The 19198-nt window shown below is 60.1% G+C and carries 20 protein-coding genes and 1 tRNA gene; 13 read left to right on the forward strand and 8 right to left on the reverse strand.

All coding sequences use genetic code 11. The features are described 5' to 3' along the window. Window positions 1-5: 5 nt before the first annotated feature. Complete coding sequence (locus BG455_RS06200; RefSeq protein WP_071469067.1) at window positions 6-1307, forward strand: pyruvate dehydrogenase complex dihydrolipoamide acetyltransferase; 1302 nt, start codon at window positions 6-8, stop codon at window positions 1305-1307. A 128-nt stretch (window positions 1308-1435) separates the two neighbouring features. Here the strand turns inward: BG455_RS06200 and cysE are convergent, their stop codons facing one another. From cysE to BG455_RS06215, 3 genes are all read right to left on the reverse strand, one after another. Beyond that, window positions 1436-2266: a serine O-acetyltransferase gene (gene cysE / locus BG455_RS06205; protein WP_071469173.1), complete on the reverse strand. Its 831-nt coding sequence runs from the start codon at window positions 2264-2266 to the stop codon at window positions 1436-1438. A gap of 88 nt (window positions 2267-2354) precedes the next feature. Further along, complete coding sequence (locus BG455_RS06210) at window positions 2355-3161, reverse strand: GNAT family N-acetyltransferase (protein WP_071469068.1); 807 nt, start codon at window positions 3159-3161, stop codon at window positions 2355-2357. Between the two features lie 70 nt (window positions 3162-3231). Then, window positions 3232-3681 carry an outer membrane protein assembly factor BamE gene (locus BG455_RS06215; protein ID WP_071469069.1) on the reverse strand — a complete coding sequence of 150 codons (450 nt, stop codon included), beginning with the start codon at window positions 3679-3681 and terminating at the stop codon, window positions 3232-3234. Between the two features lie 233 nt (window positions 3682-3914). Here BG455_RS06215 and BG455_RS06220 point away from each other — a divergent pair, with 233 nt between their 5' ends. From BG455_RS06220 to BG455_RS06250, 7 genes are all read left to right on the forward strand, one after another. Then, on the forward strand, window positions 3915-4475 hold the full coding sequence (locus tag BG455_RS06220) for a YceD family protein (protein ID WP_071469070.1): 561 nt from the start codon (window positions 3915-3917) through the stop codon (window positions 4473-4475). Between the two features lie 167 nt (window positions 4476-4642). After that, the gene (gene rpmF / locus BG455_RS06225) at window positions 4643-4849 is read left to right on the forward strand and encodes a 50S ribosomal protein L32 (RefSeq protein ID WP_071469071.1); all 207 of its coding nucleotides are present in this window, start codon (window positions 4643-4645) and stop codon (window positions 4847-4849) included. Window positions 4850-4877: 28 nt separating this feature from the next. Further along, complete coding sequence (gene plsX / locus BG455_RS06230) at window positions 4878-6023, forward strand: phosphate acyltransferase PlsX (protein WP_071469072.1); 1146 nt, start codon at window positions 4878-4880, stop codon at window positions 6021-6023. A 2-nt stretch (window positions 6024-6025) separates the two neighbouring features. Next, a complete protein-coding gene (locus BG455_RS06235; RefSeq protein ID WP_071469073.1) occupies window positions 6026-6997 on the forward strand; it encodes a beta-ketoacyl-ACP synthase III in 972 nt (323 codons plus the stop codon). A 94-nt stretch (window positions 6998-7091) separates the two neighbouring features. Further along, window positions 7092-7400, forward strand: coding sequence for an integration host factor subunit alpha (ihfA, locus tag BG455_RS06240; protein WP_071469174.1), 309 nt, complete (start codon window positions 7092-7094; stop codon window positions 7398-7400). Window positions 7401-7403: 3 nt separating this feature from the next. Continuing rightward, window positions 7404-8147 carry a MerR family transcriptional regulator gene (locus BG455_RS16830; protein WP_084386149.1) on the forward strand — a complete coding sequence of 248 codons (744 nt, stop codon included), beginning with the start codon at window positions 7404-7406 and terminating at the stop codon, window positions 8145-8147. 84 nt (window positions 8148-8231) lie between these two features. Then, a tRNA-Pro gene (locus BG455_RS06250) sits at window positions 8232-8308 on the forward strand. Between the two features lie 182 nt (window positions 8309-8490). On the opposite strand, the gene BG455_RS06255 is transcribed toward BG455_RS06250, so the two are convergent. Beyond that, window positions 8491-8769: a sll1863 family stress response protein gene (locus tag BG455_RS06255; RefSeq protein WP_071469175.1), complete on the reverse strand. Its 279-nt coding sequence runs from the start codon at window positions 8767-8769 to the stop codon at window positions 8491-8493. A 154-nt stretch (window positions 8770-8923) separates the two neighbouring features. Between BG455_RS06255 and BG455_RS06260 the strand changes: the two genes are divergently transcribed. Both BG455_RS06260 and BG455_RS06265 read left to right on the forward strand, forming a co-directional pair. After that, window positions 8924-10006, forward strand: coding sequence for a 2'-deoxycytidine 5'-triphosphate deaminase (locus BG455_RS06260; RefSeq protein WP_071469176.1), 1083 nt, complete (start codon window positions 8924-8926; stop codon window positions 10004-10006). Window positions 10007-10017: 11 nt separating this feature from the next. Continuing rightward, window positions 10018-10668, forward strand: coding sequence for a MarC family protein (locus BG455_RS06265; RefSeq protein ID WP_071469177.1), 651 nt, complete (start codon window positions 10018-10020; stop codon window positions 10666-10668). Between the two features lie 33 nt (window positions 10669-10701). Here the strand turns inward: BG455_RS06265 and BG455_RS06270 are convergent, their stop codons facing one another. The 3 genes from BG455_RS06270 to prfA all read right to left on the reverse strand — a co-directional run bounded on the left by BG455_RS06270 (window position 10702) and on the right by prfA (window position 13610). After that, the gene (locus tag BG455_RS06270; protein WP_071469074.1) at window positions 10702-11493 is read right to left on the reverse strand and encodes a DUF4167 domain-containing protein; all 792 of its coding nucleotides are present in this window, start codon (window positions 11491-11493) and stop codon (window positions 10702-10704) included. A gap of 222 nt (window positions 11494-11715) precedes the next feature. Continuing rightward, on the reverse strand, window positions 11716-12555 hold the full coding sequence (gene prmC / locus BG455_RS06275; RefSeq protein WP_071469075.1) for a peptide chain release factor N(5)-glutamine methyltransferase: 840 nt from the start codon (window positions 12553-12555) through the stop codon (window positions 11716-11718). Then, window positions 12555-13610 carry a peptide chain release factor 1 gene (prfA, locus tag BG455_RS06280; protein WP_071469076.1) on the reverse strand — a complete coding sequence of 352 codons (1056 nt, stop codon included), beginning with the start codon at window positions 13608-13610 and terminating at the stop codon, window positions 12555-12557. Before prfA ends, prmC begins: the two co-directional genes overlap by 1 nt. A gap of 127 nt (window positions 13611-13737) precedes the next feature. Here prfA and BG455_RS06285 point away from each other — a divergent pair, with 127 nt between their 5' ends. Next, window positions 13738-15066: an HlyC/CorC family transporter gene (locus BG455_RS06285; protein ID WP_071469077.1), complete on the forward strand. Its 1329-nt coding sequence runs from the start codon at window positions 13738-13740 to the stop codon at window positions 15064-15066. An 8-nt stretch (window positions 15067-15074) separates the two neighbouring features. On the opposite strand, the gene BG455_RS06290 is transcribed toward BG455_RS06285, so the two are convergent. Then, window positions 15075-16010 carry an ABC transporter ATP-binding protein gene (locus tag BG455_RS06290; protein ID WP_071469078.1) on the reverse strand — a complete coding sequence of 312 codons (936 nt, stop codon included), beginning with the start codon at window positions 16008-16010 and terminating at the stop codon, window positions 15075-15077. 103 nt (window positions 16011-16113) lie between these two features. On the opposite strand from BG455_RS06290, the gene BG455_RS06295 reads away from it, so the two are divergent. Beyond that, on the forward strand, window positions 16114-16311 hold the full coding sequence (locus tag BG455_RS06295) for a zinc-finger domain-containing protein (RefSeq protein ID WP_071469079.1): 198 nt from the start codon (window positions 16114-16116) through the stop codon (window positions 16309-16311). A 33-nt stretch (window positions 16312-16344) separates the two neighbouring features. Beyond that, a complete protein-coding gene (gene polA / locus BG455_RS06300) occupies window positions 16345-19179 on the forward strand; it encodes a DNA polymerase I (protein WP_071469080.1) in 2835 nt (944 codons plus the stop codon). Window positions 19180-19198 lie beyond the last annotated feature (19 nt).

Here is a 19198-nt window from a genome sequence, read left to right on the forward strand (position 1 = left end):
CTAAAATGCCAACAGAAATCCTGATGCCTGCGCTCTCCCCCACGATGGAGGAAGGCACGCTGGCCAAATGGCTGGTCAAGGAAGGCGACAGTGTTGCCTCGGGCGATATTCTGGCCGAGATCGAGACGGATAAGGCCACGATGGAATTCGAGGCCGTAGAGGAAGGCGTGATCGGCAAGATCCTGATTGCAGCCGGAACCGACGCGGTGAAAGTAAACACCCCCATCGCGGTTATGCTGGCAGAGGGCGAAAGCACCAGCGATATCGGCGCGCCGTCACAAGCCGCGCCAGCGGCGGCACCCGCTGCCGATGCCGGCGCAAAGGCCGCCCCCGATGCTGGTTCCCAATCGTCCGCACCACCTGCACCGAAAGCCGATGGCCAGCGCATCTTTGCCTCGCCCTTGGCGCGTCGGATTGCAGCGGATAAAGGCATTGATCTGACCCAGATCAGCGGCTCTGGCCCGCATGGGCGGATTGTCAAAGCCGATGTCGCAGATGCGAAACCGGAACAGCACACTGCCGCCAGCGCAGAAGCCGCACAGCCCGCCGCCCCAGCGACAGCCGCTATGGCAAGCGGGCCAACGGCAGGGCAAGTCGCCAAAATGTATGACGGGCGCGACTATGAGGAAGTCAAACTTGACGGGATGCGCAAGACTGTTGCCGCACGCCTGACAGAGGCCAAACAGACCATCCCGCATTTCTATCTGCGCCGCGACGTGCAACTGGACGCGCTGATGAAATTCCGCGCCGATCTGAACAAGCAGCTGGAGGCGCGCGGGGTCAAGCTGTCGGTCAATGATTTCATCATCAAGGCCTGTGCGATGGCGCTTCAGGCGGTGCCGGGGTGCAATGCCGTCTGGGCGGGCGACCGGATGCTGCGGCTGAAACCGTCAGATGTGGCCGTCGCGGTTGCCGTAGAAGGCGGGCTGTTCACGCCCGTGCTGAAAGACGCGCATCTCAAGTCCCTCTCTGCGCTGTCAGCCGAGATGAAAGACCTTGCAGGGCGCGCGCGCAACAAGAAGCTCGCCCCGCATGAATATATTGGCGGCGCGATGGCGATTTCCAATCTGGGCATGTTCGGGATCGAGAATTTCGATGCTGTCATCAACCCGCCGCACGGGTCGATTCTGGCGGTGGGTGCTGGGTTGAAAAAGCCGGTAGTGGGCAGTGATGGTGAACTCAAAGTCGCAACTGTCATGTCCATGACGCTGTCTGTGGATCACCGTGTGATTGATGGCGCGCTGGGGGCCGAGTTCCTGAAAGAGGTTGTGGCCTATCTGGAAAACCCTGTCACCATGCTGGCCTGAATGGGGAGTGCAAAGGGGGCGCAAGCCCCCTTTGCGTGTTCACACAGGCCCTAGAGATGCCGGGTCAAGCCCGGCATTACCTTATAGCCTGCATCAGATCAACCGCCCGACGCGGCAAACCTGCCAGATCAGATCTCGCCGTTGAACAACTGGTCCATCGTCATGGAAGGTTGCGCACAGCCCGCCTCGCCCACGATCCGCGCGGGGATGCCTGCAACTGTTTTGCGCGCGGGCACATCTTCGAGCACCACAGACCCTGCCGCCACACGCGCGCAATCGCCCACATGAATATTGCCCAGCACCTTGGCCCCCGCCCCGATCAGCACACCATTGCCGATTTTGGGGTGACGGTCGCCATCGGATTTGCCGGTGCCGCCCAAAGTCACCGAATGCAGCATCGAGACATTGTCGCCCACCACTGCCGTCTCGCCAATGACAATGGAATGGGCGTGGTCGATCATGATTCCCTTGCCGATCTTGGCACCGGGATGGATATCGACACCGAAGCATTCCGACACCCGCATCTGGAACAGGCTGGCGAAATCCGCGCGCCCCTGACGGCACAGCCAATGAGCGATGCGGTAGGCCTGAACCGCCTGAAACCCTTTGAAATACAACAGCGGTTTCAGGAAGCGGTTGCAGGCGGGGTCACGTTCGAATGTGGCGACGATATCGGCGCGCGCCGCCTCGCCCAATGATGGGTCATCGGCATGGGCTTCGTCCATAATCTCGCGCAAGATCTGTTCCGACATTTCGGCAGAGGCAAGTTTCTGCGCCAATCGAAACGCCAGCGCCTGTTCCAATGTCTTGTGATGCAGGATCGAGGAATGGAACATTCCCCCCAGAAGCGGCTCTCGCTCCAGCCCCTGTTGGGCTTCCTCACGGATGCGTGCCCATACAGGGTCCAGCCGTGTGACATTGGGCTTGTGGCGCGGTCCGAATTCGCTCTGGGGTGACATTGTGATCATCCTGTTCCTGATCTGCGATCAACTCGCATCCGAGAGGTGAAATATATGGTTTTAATGACAGGAAAACAACGCTGGCAGATCAAGTTTTCAGCGATGGCGCGGGCGCGTCATTTTGTGCGAGTGCCAAAAGCGCGCGCAGCCGCGCAGGCGGGATCGCGCGCACCTCCAAGGCAGTGAAAACATGCACTGTGTCAAGATCATGGTCGCATACAGCATGGTCCGAAACCCAGCCGCCCATACCCAGATACATCCGCAACAGCGCCGGAACATCGCGCAGGTCGGCCAGTCGCGGTCTGTGTCCATCTGTCGGGCAAAAATGGTCCAGCCCCGCGCGTTTGCCCGGGCGCAAGGCCACAGGGCCAATATGCCTGTCAAACAAAAAGCGCAGTGCATCTGCGTGGCGCTGCGGCGCAGCCCCCGCAAATGACGCGCACCCCACCAGCATGTCAGCACCACAGAGCGCCGTGATCCGCGTCATTGCGGCCAGCAGGGCGCGGGCGACATCGACATCTTGCGCATAGGCGGTGTCAATGCAGACCCGCCCCACCTCGACCAGTCTTTGCCCCGCTTGCGCAAGCGCATTCAGGTCATAGAATTGCGCCGAATAGCTGGTGTGAATATCCTCTGGCGCGGTCAGGATGCGCAGTCTGGCAACGGCTATGGCCGCAGGGTCTGGGGGGCATCGGATCATCAGATGGTGGCACAGCGCGTCGAATCGATCCAGATCACCCGAGGCCGATCTGTTGCGAAACCGTGCTGCGCGCAGGCGCTGGACAGCCGCCATCTGGTCTGCGCCCTGCGCCAGCGTTGCAGTGAATGCCCCCAGCCGAAGCGCAAAACGCGACAGGTCGGGCTGATCATGCAAACCGTGTGTCACATCCAGCATCCCCAGATGAGGTCTTGATTGCCGAATCGTTCAAGGGCCGGTGCCCCCGCGCGCGAAAACCGGCCCGCGATCAGCCGCCCAACATCTGCGCCGGGTTGAACTGACCAAAATTGCTAAGCAGCTGGCGCAACAATGTGGCACCTGTAGGCCCGGTCGAGGTGACGCGGCGCGACAGGGCAACCACTTCGCCCTGTTCCTGGCCAAAGCGCTCGACATTGGCGACACGCCCTGCCCCGTCAAACGAAATTGCCACCACTTCGCGCCGCACTTCGACAGGCGCGCGCCAGCCTTCATGCACCCAGTCGCTTTGGACATAATACCAAGCAGAACCTTCCATGACCCCCATCATGCCCGGCCTGCCGATTTTCTCGGCCACCGTGTCGCGCGTGTCGCGAGACACTTCGATCTGGGCAAGCTGTGCGTCATCAGGCGCGTAGCCGTGAAACCTTTGGACAGGGCTACAACTGGCGAGAACCAGAATCAGCACCGGAAAGACAAGCCGCATTGCAAGTGTTTTCATCTGCCTATTGCTTCCTCAAACTAAACGCCCGCCGTCGAATCCCAACACTGTGCACGCCATTTTTCCAATTTGACAGCTTGTCTTGCAGACTGTCGCTACAATGAGGGATACAGAAGGACGCCGCGCACTTCAAGAAAGGAACGAAACCGCCTATATGTTCTGTCAGAAACGCCTGACACAAGGATAGGTCCGAATTGTCCCAGACACCCCAACCGATAACTTCCCTCGTATTGATGCCCCCTTTGCGGGTGGGCCAGCTGGATGGACGGCGCGTGCAAGATATTGATTTGCAGCCAGACGCGGCCCAACGCCAGCAAATCGCGCAGCTGCTGGGGCTGGAAGCAGTAAAGAAATTCAGGTTTCATGCCGAACTGCGCCCGCTCAACAAATCCGACTGGGAATTGGTGGGTGTTATGGGGGCCACCATCGTGCAGCCCTGCGCGATCACACTCGCCCCTGTGACCAGCCGAATCGACGAACGTGTGACGCGCCGTTTTCTTGCCGATCTGCCGGAACCTGACGCGCATGAAGTGGAAATGCCCGAAGATGACAGTATCGAGGCGCTTGGCGCTGCAATCGACATCAGCGCGCTCGCGCTCGAGGCGCTGACACTGGCGATTCCCGCATTCCCACGCGCCGCAGATGCAACCCTGTCCGACCAGGGCTATCTGGAACAAACACCCCCCGGTGCCACCCCGCTGCCCCAGAACACGCACAAACCCTTTGCAGGCTTGGCAGAGTTGAAGGCAAAACTGGAGAAAACCGAAGGCGAGGCCCCAAAACCCCGCAAATAGTCGTTGCATGGTCATAAAAGATCACTATTTTCCGCGGCTCGCGCATTGGGGGCTTGGAAGCATCGTGCAATCCGTGTATGCCGCGCCAAATCGCAACTTTCCGCTTTCGCGTCGGGACAGGCCCCTACAGGGCAAACAGTCCGGATGCCCTGACACAGAGGTCTGATATGGCTGTTCAACAGAATCGCGTTACCCGTTCCCGCCGCAACATGCGCCGCGCACATGATGCGCTGGTCGCGGCGAACCCAAATGAATGCACAAACTGCGGCGAGCTGAAGCGCCCGCACCATGTGTGCCCGTCTTGTGGTCACTACGCTGACCGCGAAGTGATCGCGCAGGCCGGAGATGTCGATCTGGAAGACGACGCGGCGTAAGACGGCGTATCCCGTTCCGGGGTGACATATGACACGCACGCCGCAGGGCATCATGCAGACTGAACGCGCGAAGGTCACAATTTCCGTCGACGCAATGGGGGGCGACCATGGCCCCGCCGCTGTTGTTGAAGGATGTGCCCTTTCTGCGGCAAAGAATGGCGAGATCGCGTTCATTCTGCATGGCGATGAAGCAGTGCTGAAAGCTGCTGTCGCGCGGTACCCCGTACTTGCCGACATAACCCAGATACACCACAGCCCCGGCGTTGTGCAGATGGGGGACAAACCGTCGCAGGTTATGCGTCGCGGGCGCGAAACCTCGATGTGGTCGGCGCTGACTGCTTTGCGCGACCATCACGCACAAGCGGCGGTATCTTGCGGAAATACCGGCGCGCTGATGGCAGTGTCCATGCTGCGCCTGCGCAAGCTTGACGGTGTGCACCGGCCCGCAATCGCATGCCTGTGGCCCTCTCGTGGCAAAAGCGGCTTCAACACCATGCTGGATGTGGGCGCAGATGTGCGCGCCGATGAGGATTCGTTGCTGCAATACGCCTTGATGGGCGCTGCCTATTACCGCAACGCCTTTGACGCGGAACGCCCGCGTGTGGGGCTGTTGAATGTCGGCACCGAAGAACACAAGGGCCGCGCCGAAATCAAAGAGGCCGCGCGCCTTATTGCCGAAGCCGCCGAAATTGGCCGGTACGAGTTTGTGGGCTTTGTCGAAGGCAATGATCTGCCGTCAGAGCATGTCGATGTGATCGTCACAGACGGGTTTACAGGCAATGTCGCGCTGAAAACCGGCGAGGGAACCGCGCGTCTTATCGGCGATACGCTGCGCGAAGAACTGACAGCGAACCTGCCTTCGAAGCTTGCAGCCCTCTTCGCCAGCGCGCCTTTGGGCCGGCTGCGCAAACGCATGGACCCGCGCCGCATGAATGGCGGTGTATTTCTGGGGCTGAATGGCACTGTTGTAAAATCACACGGCTCGGCCGATGCCACTGGCATATCGGCAGCCATCAAACTGGCATTCACTCTTGCGCGTTCCGGCTTTCAGGATCGTATGGCAGAACGCCTTGCATCTGTCGCAGATGCGCAGCAGGAAAAAATGCTGGGCAAGGATGACACGCCTGCGCAGGATGGATCGGCAGAGGGCGACAACCAGATGGGGCAATCATGAGCATGATAAGACCTGTGATTCGGGGCACTGGCCACTATCTGCCCGCACGCATCGTGCCCAATTCCGAATTTGCTGCCACGCTTGACACCAGCGATGACTGGATCGTGTCGCGCTCTGGGATCGAGCGGCGCCATTTCGCGGCCGAGGGGGAGTTCACATCCGATCTGGCCATTCACGCCGCCCGCGCGGCGCTGGCCAATGCGGGGCTGGAACCGAATGATCTGGATGCGATCATCGTCGCCACCTCGACGCCCGATTACACCTTTCCCGCAGTGGCGACACAGGTGCAGGCGGGCTTGGGCATGACCAAGGGCTTTGCCTTTGACATTCAGGCGGTGTGTGCAGGGTTTGTGTTTGCGCTGGCCAATGCCAGCGGCCTGATTGCCGCCGGACAGGCGCAGCGCGTTCTGGTCATCGGGGCAGAAACCTTCTCGCGCATCATGGACTGGACAGATCGCGGCAGTTGCGTGCTGTTCGGCGACGGGGCCGGGGCGCTGGTGCTTGAAGGGCAAACCGGCACCGGATCGAACACGGATCGCGGTGTGCTGGCTTGTGATCTGAATTCAGACGGGCGCTACCGGGATTTGCTGTTTGTCGATGGGGGTGTGTCACGCACCGGCACTGCGGGTGTGCTGCGCATGCAGGGCCGCGAGGTGTTTCGCCACGCTGTAGAGAAGCTGGCCACCACCGCAACCCAAGCGCTTGAAAAAGCGGGCTTGGGTGCGGATGATGTGGACTGGGTTGTGCCCCATCAGGCCAATCTGCGCATCATAAAAGGCACCGCGCAGAAACTGGGTGTGCCGATGGAGCGTGTCATTGTCACTGTGCAAGATCATGGCAACACATCTGCCGCCTCGATCCCGCTTGCCTTGTCGGTTGCCGATGCCAGCGGCCGCTTCAAGAAAGGCGACCTTATCCTGACCGAAGCGATTGGCGGCGGGCTAAGCTGGGGCGCAGTCGCGCTGCGGTGGTAGCTGCGGATATGGCGGTTTAACGCCATGCAACAAGCCCCTGATATTGACTCGAAAATCACTTTCCCCCATGCTGCGGGAAAGCTTGGGGGATAAGATGTCAAACAAGACACTGACGCGGATGGATTTGACAGAAGCCGTGTTTCGGGAAGTGGGGCTGTCGCGCAACGACTCGGCCGCTTTGGTCGATTCGGTGCTGGAACATGTGTCAAATGCTCTGGCTTCCGGCGAACAGGTAAAGATCTCGTCTTTCGGGACATTTTCGGTTCGTGACAAGAAAGCCCGCATCGGACGCAACCCGAAAACCGGCGAAGAAGTGCAGATTTCTCCGCGGCGCGTCCTTACCTTTCGCCCATCGCATCTGATGAAAGAGCGTGTGGCCGAAGGCAACCGAAGTCAGGATTGATCCATGCGAAAAGCACCGGACGCGTTTCGCACAATTAGCGAAGCGTCGGATGCATTGCAGACCCCGGCGCATGTTCTGCGTTTTTGGGAAAGCAAATTCTCTCAGATAAAGCCTGTAAAGCGCGCAGGCGGGCGCAGATATTATCGCCCTGCGGATATCAACCTGCTTTCGGGCATCAAGATGTTGCTGCATGATCAGGGCATGACCATTCGGGGCGTTCAAAAGCTTCTGGTGGAAAAAGGCGCGCGCCATGTCGCACAACTGGCCGTGGTTGAACATCTGCCGACAGATGCGCCGATTCTTGAGGCACAGAAAGATGAATTGCTTCCGGATATTGGCTATGCAGATGACGCAGAGATGCCCAGCGAGATTGCGCCTGTAACAGCGCTGTCAGAGGCAACGGACACGGCCAAGGTGGATGTCGCGCAGGACGACGCGCCAGAGGCAGAGGCAGAGGCAGAGGCAGAGGCAGAGGAAACAGCGCCACCAACGAAGCCCCTGCAAGCAGAGCCTGCGGCAACCGCGCCAATCCTGCCCTTTCCTGTTCCACCCGCGCCCAAGTCTGAAACCGGGCCAAAAAACGCTTTTGCCAATCTCAACAACCCAAAGCGCCGTCCCGCCATGCGTATGGCGGCACTTGCGCATATATTGCGCACAAACCCGCCTTCCGAAGACCGCTTGCGCAAAGCCGCGCCCGCAGCGGCACGGCTGGAAGCCCTGCTTGCACGGATGCAAAAAACCGACTGACCCCTTTGGCGGAAATTGTATATCCGGACCGGAATTCACCCTTGCTCTCAGGCGTGAATCGGGTAGATAGACGCCACATAGCGTCGGGCTATGGCGCAGTCTGGTAGCGCGTCCGTCTGGGGGACGGAAGGTCGCAGGTTCAAGTCCTGCTAGCCCGACCAAATTCTCACCTTGAAATCTTGTTGCAGCTTTGCACCCTATAAGCGCGATCTTGCCGCGTTGGTGCATATTAAGTGTTGGCAAATGGGCTAAGCGCCACCCGCCGGCAACTTCGCGCAAGGCGCGTTATTCAACCGCGCCCTGCGCCCACAAAGCCGTCACCAGGTATCTTCAGGCGGCACCCCTACCGCTTCATGGCACTTTCAAAGGCCTGCGCCATGTCGCGCCATGCTTTCTCGAAGCCATCGCGCATGTCGGCCCATGCTTTCTCGTTGCTTTCGCGCGCTTCGCGCAGCTTGACCTCGATCGCGTCGCGCTGCGTCTTCATTTCCTTCAACTGCTCTTCATATTTCAGCTTCATATCGGCCTGCGCGGCGCGCGCTTTGGCTTCTTGCTTGGAAATCTCTGCATTCCATTCGTCAATCTTGGCCTTCATCTTCTCGATATATGCATCGCGGTCCATGGCAGTCTCCTCCTCTGCGTGACTGGATGCAGACAGGCTACGCCTGCGCCCCCCATCTTGCAACCCGGCCGTGTAGGCGCGTGTGATCATGGACTTCCCAGCAGGGCTTTGCTTCTATATGCAGCAGCAAGCAGCAATGTGTCAGGAAAAGATCATGTCAGATTTCGGGGTTTTGCCAGCTCAGACCTTGCGCGAGATGGTCGCGCATGGCGTGATCCATGCAGACCCCGCTGTGACCAAGGAACAGATCCAGCCCGCCAGCCTTGACCTGCGCCTTGGCGCGCGGGCATGGCGGGTGCGGGCGTCATTTCTGGCGGGTAAGGGGCGGCGCGTGGCCGACCGGCTGGCAGAGCTGGAGATGCACCAGATGGACCTTCGCAACGGGGCTGTGCTGGAAAAAGGCTGTGTCTATGTGGTGCCCCTGATGGAATCGCTTTCGCTGCCCGCAGGAATTCAGGCGGTGGCGAATGCCAAAAGTTCAACCGGACGGCTGGACCTGCTGACGCGCATCATCACCGATGAAGGGGTCGAATTTGACCGCGTGGCCGAAGGCTATAGCGGCCCGCTTTATGCAGAAATCTGCCCCCGGTCATTTTCGGTTCTGGTGCGCCCCGGCATGCGCCTGAACCAGATCCGCTTTCGCAAGGGCCATGCAGTGCTAAGTGACGCGGAACTGCATGATCTGCACAGGGCCGAAACCCTTGTCCCCGATATGCCTGTGATTTCCGAAGGGTTGGGGTTCTCGGTCGATCTGCGCCCGAAAACCGGCACGCTTGTCGGCTACCGCGCCAAACCCCATACAGGCGTTATCGACATGGACAAAATAGCCGCTTACGAGCCGTCAGAGTTCTGGGAAGAATTGCACAGCAAGGATGGACAGATCATCCTTGACCCCGGCGCGTTCTACATTCTTGTCAGCCGCGAGGCGGTGCATATTCCGCCAGATTACGCCGCAGAAATGGCCCCCTATCTGGCCATGGTGGGCGAATTCCGCGTGCATTACGCCGGTTTTTTCGATCCCGGATTCGGCCATGCCGCAGCAGGCGGAACAGGGGCGCGCGGTGTGCTGGAAGTACGCTGCCATGAAGCGCCCTTCGTGCTGGAACATGGGCAGATCGTGGGCCGCTTGGTCTATGAACGCATGGCCGCGCGGCCAGAACGGTTGTATGGTGCAGACATCGCCTCGAATTACCAAGGTCAGGGCCTGAAACTGGCCAAGCATTTCAAGGCGGTCTAGGCGTGTTGGAACTGGTTGATATCGCCTTTGTCATCACCGCGTTTGTCACGCTGTTTGTGGTGATCGACCCTGTTGGCACAGCGCCCCTGTTTCTGGCGCTGACACAGGGCATGGATGCGGCCAGACGGCGCGCGATTGGCATACGCGCCTGCCTGATTGCGGCAATCCTGCTGGCCTTGTTTGGCGTTGCGGGCGAAGATTTCCTGCGCCTTATTGGCATATCCATGCCCGCCTTCCAGATTGCGGGCGGCATTTTGCTGTTTCTGACAGCGCTTGATATGCTGTTTGACCGCCGCAGCCAGCGCCGCAAGGACCATGCAGATGAAGGCAGCGGCATGCCTGCAGATGATCCGTCCGTTTTCCCGCTGGCCATGCCGCTGATTGCGGGACCGGGGGCGATGGCGACAATGGTGCTACTGATCGGCGATGCAGGGCGCACTGCGCAGGGCGTGGCACTTGTGACTGCCGTGATGCTGGCAGTCATCGCGCTTGTGTTGCTGGCCTTCCTGTCGGCAGGCTTGATCGAGCGGTTGCTGCGCCGGACAGGCACCATGGTTATGACGCGGCTATTCGGGCTGCTGCTGGCCGCGCTTTCTGTTCAGTTCGTGATGAACGGCGCGACCGCGATCGGGATTTTGCCCCAGATCAGCGCAAACCTGTAACACAAGCACCCGGCCAGATGCCGGGTGCTTGCCCTATTCTACTGTGGAAGACGAGCTGTTCGTGTCTTCCGATGCCGGTTTGCGGGGCTTGCGCGGCGCACGGCGGGGTTTTGGTTTTTCCTCACCCTCAGTCGCTTGCGGCTTTGGTGCATCCGCCTCTGCGCCAGTGTCTTCCGGCTGCTTTGCTACACGGGGCTTGCGGCGGTTCGCAGGTTTTGGCGCATCTGCCTGTGCCTGCTCGCTTGGCGCGGGGTCTTGCGCAACAGGTGCTGTGTGCGATGACTTGCTTTCCGGTGTTTCCACCAGCGTCGCTTCATCTGAATCCTGCGTCATATCCTGAACAGCAAAAGCGCTTTGCGATCCGCTGTCTTGCCCGTTGTTGCTGGCATAGCCCTGCACATGCGGCTGCGGCGTATCCTCGCTTGGGCGGCGGTTGTCGTGGCGGCGCGCGGAATGCTGGCCACGATCTTCTTGCTGCCCGTTGCGCTGGCGTTCGTCATGTTGCGGGCGATTGCGGTCGTCTTGCTGACGCGTCCGGTCATCCTGCTGCTGGCGGCGCGCATCCTGTTCGGCCTGCATCTCGCGCTGTGCCTGTGCCAGCATGCGGGTGTAATGTTCAGCATGCTGCTGGAAATTCTCGGCTGCAACACGATCGTTGGACAATTGTGCATCGCGCGCCAGAACCTGATATTTTTCAATGATCTGTTGCGGCGTTCCGCGAACCTTGCCTTCGGGGCCGGAACTGTCGAACACACGGTTTACGATATTTCCAAGCGACTTGGGGCGGTTCGGTTTCGAACGCGAGCGTTTGTTGGTAGATCTCATGCTTTAATATATCCTGCCTGTCATGGCATGAAACGCAGTCTTGGCCTAAGCAAATCGACTTTGAAATACCCGGACTGCTATGAGGGGATGTAAGTCATAACGCGCCCTTAGTGGACGCCGCTTACAATGCCATGTTGCATGGCTTCACGCGTATGACAAGCCCCTGCGCCATAAAATTTAGAAACATGGCGATATCGTGCGAGAGTGTTACAGCACGAATAGTCACGTCGCCTGTGCAATGACAGTTCGGCCACGCCCCGACATATCGGCGATGATCTGGCCATGCCTTAGCCCTGCCTGCGCGAACAGCGCCAGCACATCTGCGCCCTGCCCCAGACCGATCTCGACCATCAGCCAGCCTTTTGCGGCCAGATAGGCCGGCGCCTGCGCAGCAATGATGCGGTAGGCTGCAAGGCCGCTGCCGTCGCACGCGGCGGGCACCAGTGCCATACGGGGTTCCCAGTCGCGCAGCTCGGGGGCCAAAGTGGCGTAATCGGGTTCGGCGATATAGGGCGGGTTCGACACGATCAGGTCAAACTTGCCATCGACCGCGCCGAACCAGTCCGACTGCGCAAACCGTGCGCGCGCACCAAGACCCAGCGCATCGGCATTGCGCCGCGCGACCTGCAAAGCCTGCGGCGACAGGTCAATGCCCAAGCCCGTCGCCTCGGGCCGCTCTGCCAGCAAGCTTAGCAAGATTGCGCCGCTGCCTGTGCCCAGATCCAGCACTGTGGCAAATTGCTTCTGCAAGGCCGCCTCGACCAGCGTTTCGGTTTCGGGGCGCGGGTCCAGCACATCTGGTGTGACAAGAAAGGGCCGCCCCCAGAACAGCCGCGTGCCGATAATCTGCGCCACAGGCTGGCGGCGCAGGCGCGCGTCAATCGCCTGCCGAAACGCGGCTTGCTGCGCAGGTGGCACGGGGTCTCGTAACACCAAAGTCAGCCGGTCGCGCCCGATGCCAAGCGCATGCGCCAAAAGCCAGCGTGCATCGCGGGGCGCATCGTCAATGCTTGCCGCTTGCAGCTTGGCAACCCCTTCGGCCAGCAATGCCTGAGCCAGCATCACGCTTCCATCTCGGCCAGACGTGCGGCCTGATCGGCGGCGATAAGTGCATCCAGCACCTCATCCATCTCGCCTTGCAAGACAGCCTCCAGCTTGTAAAGCGTCAGGTTGATTCTGTGGTCAGTCATGCGCCCTTGCGGGAAATTATAGGTGCGAATGCGCTCTGAACGGTCGCCCGAGCCGACCTGCGCCTTGCGCGCATCCGCGCGGTCTGCGGCGGCGCGCTGCCGCTCCATGTCATACAGCTTCGCGCGCAAGACCTGCATGGCGATGGCGCGGTTCTGGTGTTGCGACTTTTCCGACGATGTCACCACAAGGCCTGTGGGCAGATGCGTTATGCGCACCGCGCTGTCGGTTGTGTTCACATGCTGCCCACCCGCCCCCGAGGCGCGCATCGTGTCGATGCGGATATCCTGCGCGGGAATGTCGATATCAACCTCTTCCGCTTCGGGCAGCACAGCGACCGTTGCTGCCGATGTGTGAATGCGCCCACCGGATTCGGTGACCGGCACGCGCTGCACACGGTGTACGCCTGATTCGAATTTCAGCCGCGCGAACACCCCTTCGCCCTCAATCCGCATCACTGCCTCGCGCAGGCCGCCCAGTTCCGTTTCGGAATGGCTGACCATCTGCACCTGCCAGCCGCGCGCTTCGGCATAGCGCTGATACATGCGCAACAGATCGGCGGCGAACAGGCTGGCTTCCTCGCCGCCTGTGCCGGGGCGCAACTCGATCAATGCGGGGCGGGCATCGGCGGCATCTTTGGGCAACAGGGCCAGCCGCAGGTTTTGCGCCAGAACAGGCAGTGTTTCTTCCAGTTCCGCCAGTTCTTCTTCGGCCAGCGCGCGCATTTCGGGGTCTGCGCGCATTGCCTGCGCTTCGGCCAAGGCAGTGTTGGCCTGCTGATAGGCCGCGATCTGGGCGACCACCGGCTTGAGTTCTGCATATTCCCGCGTCAGCGCCGCAATTTCTGACGGCGCGACCCCTTCCATCAGGCGCGCTTCAAGGAATTGGAACCTGCGGTTAATCTGATCTAGGGTTTCATTAGCGAACATGGGTGATCTAGTGACCAAACTCGCGCACAGGGTCAAGACATCACAGGGTTCTGCTGGACGCGCGCGCGTCAAAGATTTATGACCAAGAAAAGGCGTGCATGCGCCACATATAGGAATTTGAGGGCAAATGGGCGATTCCGCCGCGTATCTTGATACCGCTTTCTGGCTGAGTGTGGGCGCTATTGTGTTGCTTCTGGTGATCTCGGGGTTCTTCTCGGGGTCTGAGACGGCGCTGACGGCGTCCAGCCGCGGCAAGCTGAAAGCTCAGGCAGACAAGGGTGCGGCGGGTGCGCAAAAAGCACTGATGCTGACCGAAGACAGCGAGCGGATGATCGGTGCCATCCTGCTGGGCAATAACATGGTCAATATTCTGGCCGCTTCGCTGGCCACGGCGCTGTTCACACGCCTGTTCGGGGATGGCGGCGTCGCACTGGCCACATTGGTGATGACCTTGCTGGTGTTGGTTTTCTCTGAAGTGTTGCCAAAAACCTATGCCATCTCGAACCCCGAAGCGGCAGCAACGCGGGTGGCACCCCTATTGCGCTGGGTGGTGGCGATTTTCTCGCCCATGGTCAATGTGGTGCGCTTTATCGTGCGCCGCGTGCTGGCGTTATTCGGCGTCACGATCGACCCTGACCGCCAGATCATGTCGGTCCATGAAGAGATTGCAGGCACATTGGCGCTGGGACACTCGACAGGTTCGGTCGAGAAGGAACACCGCGACCGTTTGCTGGGCGCGCTGGATTTATCCGAACGCACAGTTGAAGAGATCATGCGCCACCGCTCTCAGGTTGAGACGGTCAATGTCGATGACCCGATTCAAGAGATCATCGCGCAATGCATCAACTCGCCCCATTCGCGCCTGCCCATGTACCGCGAAGACCCTGAAAACATTATCGGCATCCTATATGTCCGCGATCTGGTGCGCGAAATGCACGGGCTGGTGACAGCAGCAGGCGGGGCGTATTCTGCGGTTGCGAAACTCGACCTGAACGCGCTGGCCCGCCCGCCCTATTTTGTGCCAGAAACCACACCACTGGACGAACAGATGCAGGAGTTTCTGCGCCTGCAACGCCATTTTGCGCTGGTGGTCGATGAATATGGCGCGCTGCACGGGTTGATCACGCTGGAAGATATTCTGGAAGAGATCGTGGGCGAGATCGAGGATGAATATGACACCACCCATGCCCCCGAAGTGGAACGCGGCGAAGGGGGCGAAGTGCTGGTCGATGGCGCGATGACCATCCGCGACCTGAACCGCACGCTGGACTGGTCACTGCCCGATGAAGAGGCTGTGACTGTCGCAGGGCTGGTCATCCACGAAGCGCAATCCATCCCTGATGAGGGGCAGGTCTTTTCCTTCCACGGGTTCCGCTTCAAGGTACTGTCACGCGATGGCAACCGGATCACGCGCATCAGCCTGCGCCGCGCGGGCGAAGGGCGCGCCACCGACTGAGTGCGGCATCAATCCATGGTGCCAGAGGTCAGGGACAAAAACACATCTTCAAGATCGGGGTCTTCGCTGGTCACATCCAGGATCGTGCCCCCCGCAGCTGCGAGTGCCGCCAGTATCTCACCCGCCGTATGGACGCTGCGCCGGTAGGTCACCGCCAGCACCCCGTCCGCGCGCATCTCTTGGCGCGCCTGAGGCGGCAAATCCAGTTGCGCCAAGGGTTGCGCCAACCGGAACAGCAGGGTTTTTGCATCCAGCCTGCCCACCAGCGCGGCTGTCTTGTCGCGCACAATCACGCGGCCATGGTCGATGATGGCAATCTCGTCACACATCTGTTCGGCTTCTTCCAGATAATGCGTGGTCAGAATGATTGTCATACCCTGTTCATTCAGCTTGCGCACATTCGACCACAGCATCCGGCGCAACTCGATATCCACACCCGCCGTCGGCTCGTCCAGCACCAGCACATGGGGCGCATGCACCAGCGCCTTGCCCAGCAGCAGCCTGCGGCGCATGCCGCCAGAGAGCGTGCGCGCATAGGCTTCGGCCTTGTCCGACAGGCCGATCATTTCCAGAATCGCATCGGTGCGGCGTTGCGATTTCGGCACGCCATACAGCCCCGCCTGCACCTCCAACGCGCCGCGCGGGGTGAAGAACGGGTCCATGTTCAATTCTTGCGGCATCACCCCGATCGCCGCGCGCGATTGGCGCGGGTTTATGTCCTGATCAAACCCCCAGATCCGCACCTGCCCGCTGGTTTTGGTTACAAGTCCGGCCAGAATATTGATCAGGGTCGATTTGCCAGCCCCATTGGGGCCAAGCAGGCCAAAAATGCTGCCCGCAGGAATGGACAGATCAACCCCTTTCAATGCGTCTTTCGGCGCGGCCCCTTTTTGCCCGGCATAGGTCTTGCGCAGGCCGGTGATTTCAATGGCCTGTTGAGTCATGTTTGCCTCGTCTTTCCTCGCCCCGCTCTTGTCGCGGCTTGCGTTTTCAGTATGATAATGCATCTAAGGCACCAAGCGCGCAGCGACAAGGACAAGACAGATCATGACATCGCCGTTTTCCCATGACGCACCGGAAACCGAAATCGTCACCGCAATGCGCGTGTGCTGCGATGGGGGCGAAGGGGCGCTGGGGCATCCGCGCGTCTGGCTGTCACTGTCCCATGACACAGGCGCGGTCGAATGCCCCTATTGCGACAAGCGCTTTATTCACCGTGACTTCGCGGACGATCACGCCGCATAACCACCGACATTACCACGCGCGAGAGGGGTAGCCATGAGCGATAGCGAAACGGGCTTTGGAAAAGGCTGTCATCTTCACCTGATCGACGGGTCGGCCTATATTTTTCGCGCCTATCACGCGCTGCCGCCCCTATCGCGCAAATCCGACGGGCTGCCCGTGGGGGCCGTGGCGGGGTTTTGCAACATGCTGTGGCGGTATTTGGGCGAGAATGGCTCAAGTGCCGATGCGCCCACCCATGCAGCCGTCATTTTCGACTATTCCTCCAAAACCTTCCGCAACGAGATTTATGATCTTTACAAAGCCAACCGCCCGGCCCCGCCCGAAGACCTGCGCCCGCAATTTCCCCTGACCCGCGATGCCAGCCGCGCCTTCAACCTTGCCACAATCGAGATCGAGGATTTTGAGGCCGATGACATCATCGCCACCCTTGCCCGCCAAGCCCGAGAGGCAGGCGGGCGGGTGACCATCATCTCTTCCGACAAGGATCTGATGCAGCTTGTGGGCGGCGGCGTCGAAATGCTGGAGCCGATGAAAAACAAGGTGATCGGTGTCGAGGATGTGCGCGAGAAATTCGGGGTCGGCCCCGAACGGGTGGTCGATGTGCAAGCACTTGCGGGCGATTCGGTCGATAACGTGCCCGGCGCACCGGGAATTGGAATCAAGACTGCGGCCCTGCTGATCAACGAATATGGTGATCTGGAAACGCTTTTGGACCGTGCAGGAGAGATCAAACAGCCCAAGCGCCGCGCGGCCCTGCTCGACAATGCCGAGTTGATCCGCATTTCCAAACGTCTGGTGCAGCTTGATGACCAGACGCCGCTGGAGGTCACCTTGGAAGATCTGGAAGTGCGCGCCCCGGATGCGCAGGCGCTTCTGGGCTTTCTGAATGATATGGAGTTTCGCACCCTGACGCGGCGCGTGGCCGATCATTTCGGCACCACGCCCCCTGCCCTGCCCGCGACCCCGGCCGCGCCTGCGCGCAACGCTGTGCCGGGCGAAGACCCGGCACCTCTGGAGCAGCCCGATTTTGCCGCCGCCGAATATGTCTGCATCCGCGACCTCGACACGTTGAAAGACTGGATCACCCGGATCGAGGACCGCGGCTATGTCGCGGTCGATACAGAAACCACCTCGCTGGACGAGATGCGCGCGGAACTGGTGGGCATTTCATTGTGCATTGACGCAGGAACTGCCGCCTATATTCCAATGACCCACCGCGCAGGCGGCGGCGATCTGTTCGGCGCAACCGAACTGGTCGAAGGCCAATTGCCACTAAATCAGGTTCTGTCCCTGCTCAAACCTGTTCTGGAAGATGCAGCGATCCTCAAGATCGGGCAGAATATGAAATATGACGCCAAGATTTTTGCCAATCTGGGCATATCAGTCGCCCCGATCGATGACACGATGCTGATGTCCTATGCGCTGCATGGGGGCTTGCACGGGCATGGGATGGATGCGCTGTCGGACCGCTATCTGAACCATCAGCCGGTTGCGATCAAATCCCTGCTGGGCAGCGGCAAATCCGCCATCACCTTCGACCGTGTGGGCATTGACGATGCCACCCGCTACGCCGCCGAAGATGCCGATATTACCCTGCGTCTGTGGGAGCTGTTCAAGCCGCGCCTGCATACGGCGCAGGTTACCCGCGTTTACGAGACGCTGGAGCGGCCCTTGGTGCGCGTGCTGGCGCAGATGGAGCGCCACGGGATCAAGGTGGACCGCGATGTCCTCTCGCGCATGTCCAACGCATTCGCGCAGAAAATGGCCGGGCTGGAAGCCGAGATTCATGAATTGGCAGGCGAAAGCTTCAATGTCGGCAGCCCCAAGCAACTGGGCGAGATATTGTTTGACAAAATGTCGCTTGCGGGCGGCAAGAAGGGCAAGACAGGGGCCTATGCCACGGGCGCGGATATTCTGGAAGATTTGGCCGCAGAGGGCCATGACCTGCCCGCCCGCGTGCTGGACTGGCGGCAATTGTCCAAGCTGAAATCAACCTATACCGACGCGCTGCAAGACCATATCCACCCCGATACGGGCCGCGTGCATACATCTTATGTGATCACCGGCGCGGTGACAGGGCGTCTTGCCTCGACCGATCCGAACCTGCAAAATATTCCCATCCGGTCAGAGGAAGGACGGCGCATCCGCACGGCTTTCGTGGCTGAGAAAGGCAAGAAGCTGGTAGCACTAGATTACAGCCAGATCGAGCTGCGCATTCTGGCCCATATCGCCGATATCGACAGTCTGAAAGCGGCGTTTCGCGCGGGCCAAGACATTCATGCCATGACCGCATCCGAGATGTTCGGCGTGCCGCTGGAAGAGATGACACCTGAAATTCGCCGTCAGGCCAAGGCCATCAATTTCGGGGTGATTTACGGGATTTCTGGCTTCGGCCTTGCGCGCAACCTGCGCATTCCGCGCGCCGACGCGCAGGGCTTCATCGACCGCTATTTTGAACGCTTCCCCGGCATTCGCGCCTATATGGATGCAACAGTGGAATTTGCCAAAACGCATGGCCATGTTGAAACCCTGTTCGGGCGGCGCATCCATACGCCCGAGATCAATACCAAAGGCCCCGGCGCGGGGTTTGCCAAACGTGCCGCGATCAATGCACCCATACAGGGCACTGCCGCTGACATCATCCGCCGTGCGATGATCCGCCTGCCACAGGTGATCGAAGACCTGCCTGCCAAGATGCTGCTACAGGTGCATGACGAACTGGTATTTGAAGTGGCCGAAGATGCGGTCGAGACAGTGACCGAGCGTGTGCGCGCGGTGATGGAGGCCGCCGCAGAGCCGGTGTTGCGCCTTGATGTGCCGCTGGTGGTGGATGCGGGTGTGGGCGATACTTGGGCAGAGGCGCATTGACGCCAAGCCCCCGGGGCGC

This window comes from Roseinatronobacter thiooxidans, from assembly GCF_001870675.1.
Classification (GTDB): Bacteria; Pseudomonadota; Alphaproteobacteria; order Rhodobacterales; family Rhodobacteraceae; genus Roseinatronobacter; species Roseinatronobacter thiooxidans.

Bases quoted from the DNA above. Each gene is read 5' to 3' on its own strand.
- BG455_RS06200 (WP_071469067.1), top strand. From the start codon at position 6: ATGCCAACAGAAATCCTGATGCCTGCGCTCTCCCCCACGATGGAGGAA.
- cysE (WP_071469173.1), bottom strand. From the start codon at position 2,266: ATGTCACCCCAGAGCGAATTCGGACCGCGCCACAAGCCCAATGTCACA.
- BG455_RS06210 (WP_071469068.1), bottom strand. From the start codon at position 3,161: ATGCTGGATGTGACACACGGTTTGCATGATCAGCCCGACCTGTCGCGT.
- BG455_RS06215 (WP_071469069.1), bottom strand. From the start codon at position 3,681: ATGAAAACACTTGCAATGCGGCTTGTCTTTCCGGTGCTGATTCTGGTT.
- BG455_RS06220 (WP_071469070.1), top strand. From the start codon at position 3,915: ATGCCCCCTTTGCGGGTGGGCCAGCTGGATGGACGGCGCGTGCAAGAT.
- rpmF (WP_071469071.1), top strand. From the start codon at position 4,643: ATGGCTGTTCAACAGAATCGCGTTACCCGTTCCCGCCGCAACATGCGC.
- plsX (WP_071469072.1), top strand. From the start codon at position 4,878: ATGACACGCACGCCGCAGGGCATCATGCAGACTGAACGCGCGAAGGTC.
- BG455_RS06235 (WP_071469073.1), top strand. From the start codon at position 6,026: ATGATAAGACCTGTGATTCGGGGCACTGGCCACTATCTGCCCGCACGC.
- ihfA (WP_071469174.1), top strand. From the start codon at position 7,092: ATGTCAAACAAGACACTGACGCGGATGGATTTGACAGAAGCCGTGTTT.
- BG455_RS16830 (WP_084386149.1), top strand. From the start codon at position 7,404: ATGCGAAAAGCACCGGACGCGTTTCGCACAATTAGCGAAGCGTCGGAT.
- BG455_RS06255 (WP_071469175.1), bottom strand. From the start codon at position 8,769: ATGGACCGCGATGCATATATCGAGAAGATGAAGGCCAAGATTGACGAA.
- BG455_RS06260 (WP_071469176.1), top strand. From the start codon at position 8,924: ATGTCAGATTTCGGGGTTTTGCCAGCTCAGACCTTGCGCGAGATGGTC.
- BG455_RS06270 (WP_071469074.1), bottom strand. From the start codon at position 11,493: ATGAGATCTACCAACAAACGCTCGCGTTCGAAACCGAACCGCCCCAAG.
- prmC (WP_071469075.1), bottom strand. From the start codon at position 12,555: ATGCTGGCTCAGGCATTGCTGGCCGAAGGGGTTGCCAAGCTGCAAGCG.
- prfA (WP_071469076.1), bottom strand. From the start codon at position 13,610: ATGTTCGCTAATGAAACCCTAGATCAGATTAACCGCAGGTTCCAATTC.
- BG455_RS06285 (WP_071469077.1), top strand. From the start codon at position 13,738: ATGGGCGATTCCGCCGCGTATCTTGATACCGCTTTCTGGCTGAGTGTG.
- BG455_RS06290 (WP_071469078.1), bottom strand. From the start codon at position 16,010: ATGACTCAACAGGCCATTGAAATCACCGGCCTGCGCAAGACCTATGCC.
- BG455_RS06295 (WP_071469079.1), top strand. From the start codon at position 16,114: ATGACATCGCCGTTTTCCCATGACGCACCGGAAACCGAAATCGTCACC.
- polA (WP_071469080.1), top strand. From the start codon at position 16,345: ATGAGCGATAGCGAAACGGGCTTTGGAAAAGGCTGTCATCTTCACCTG.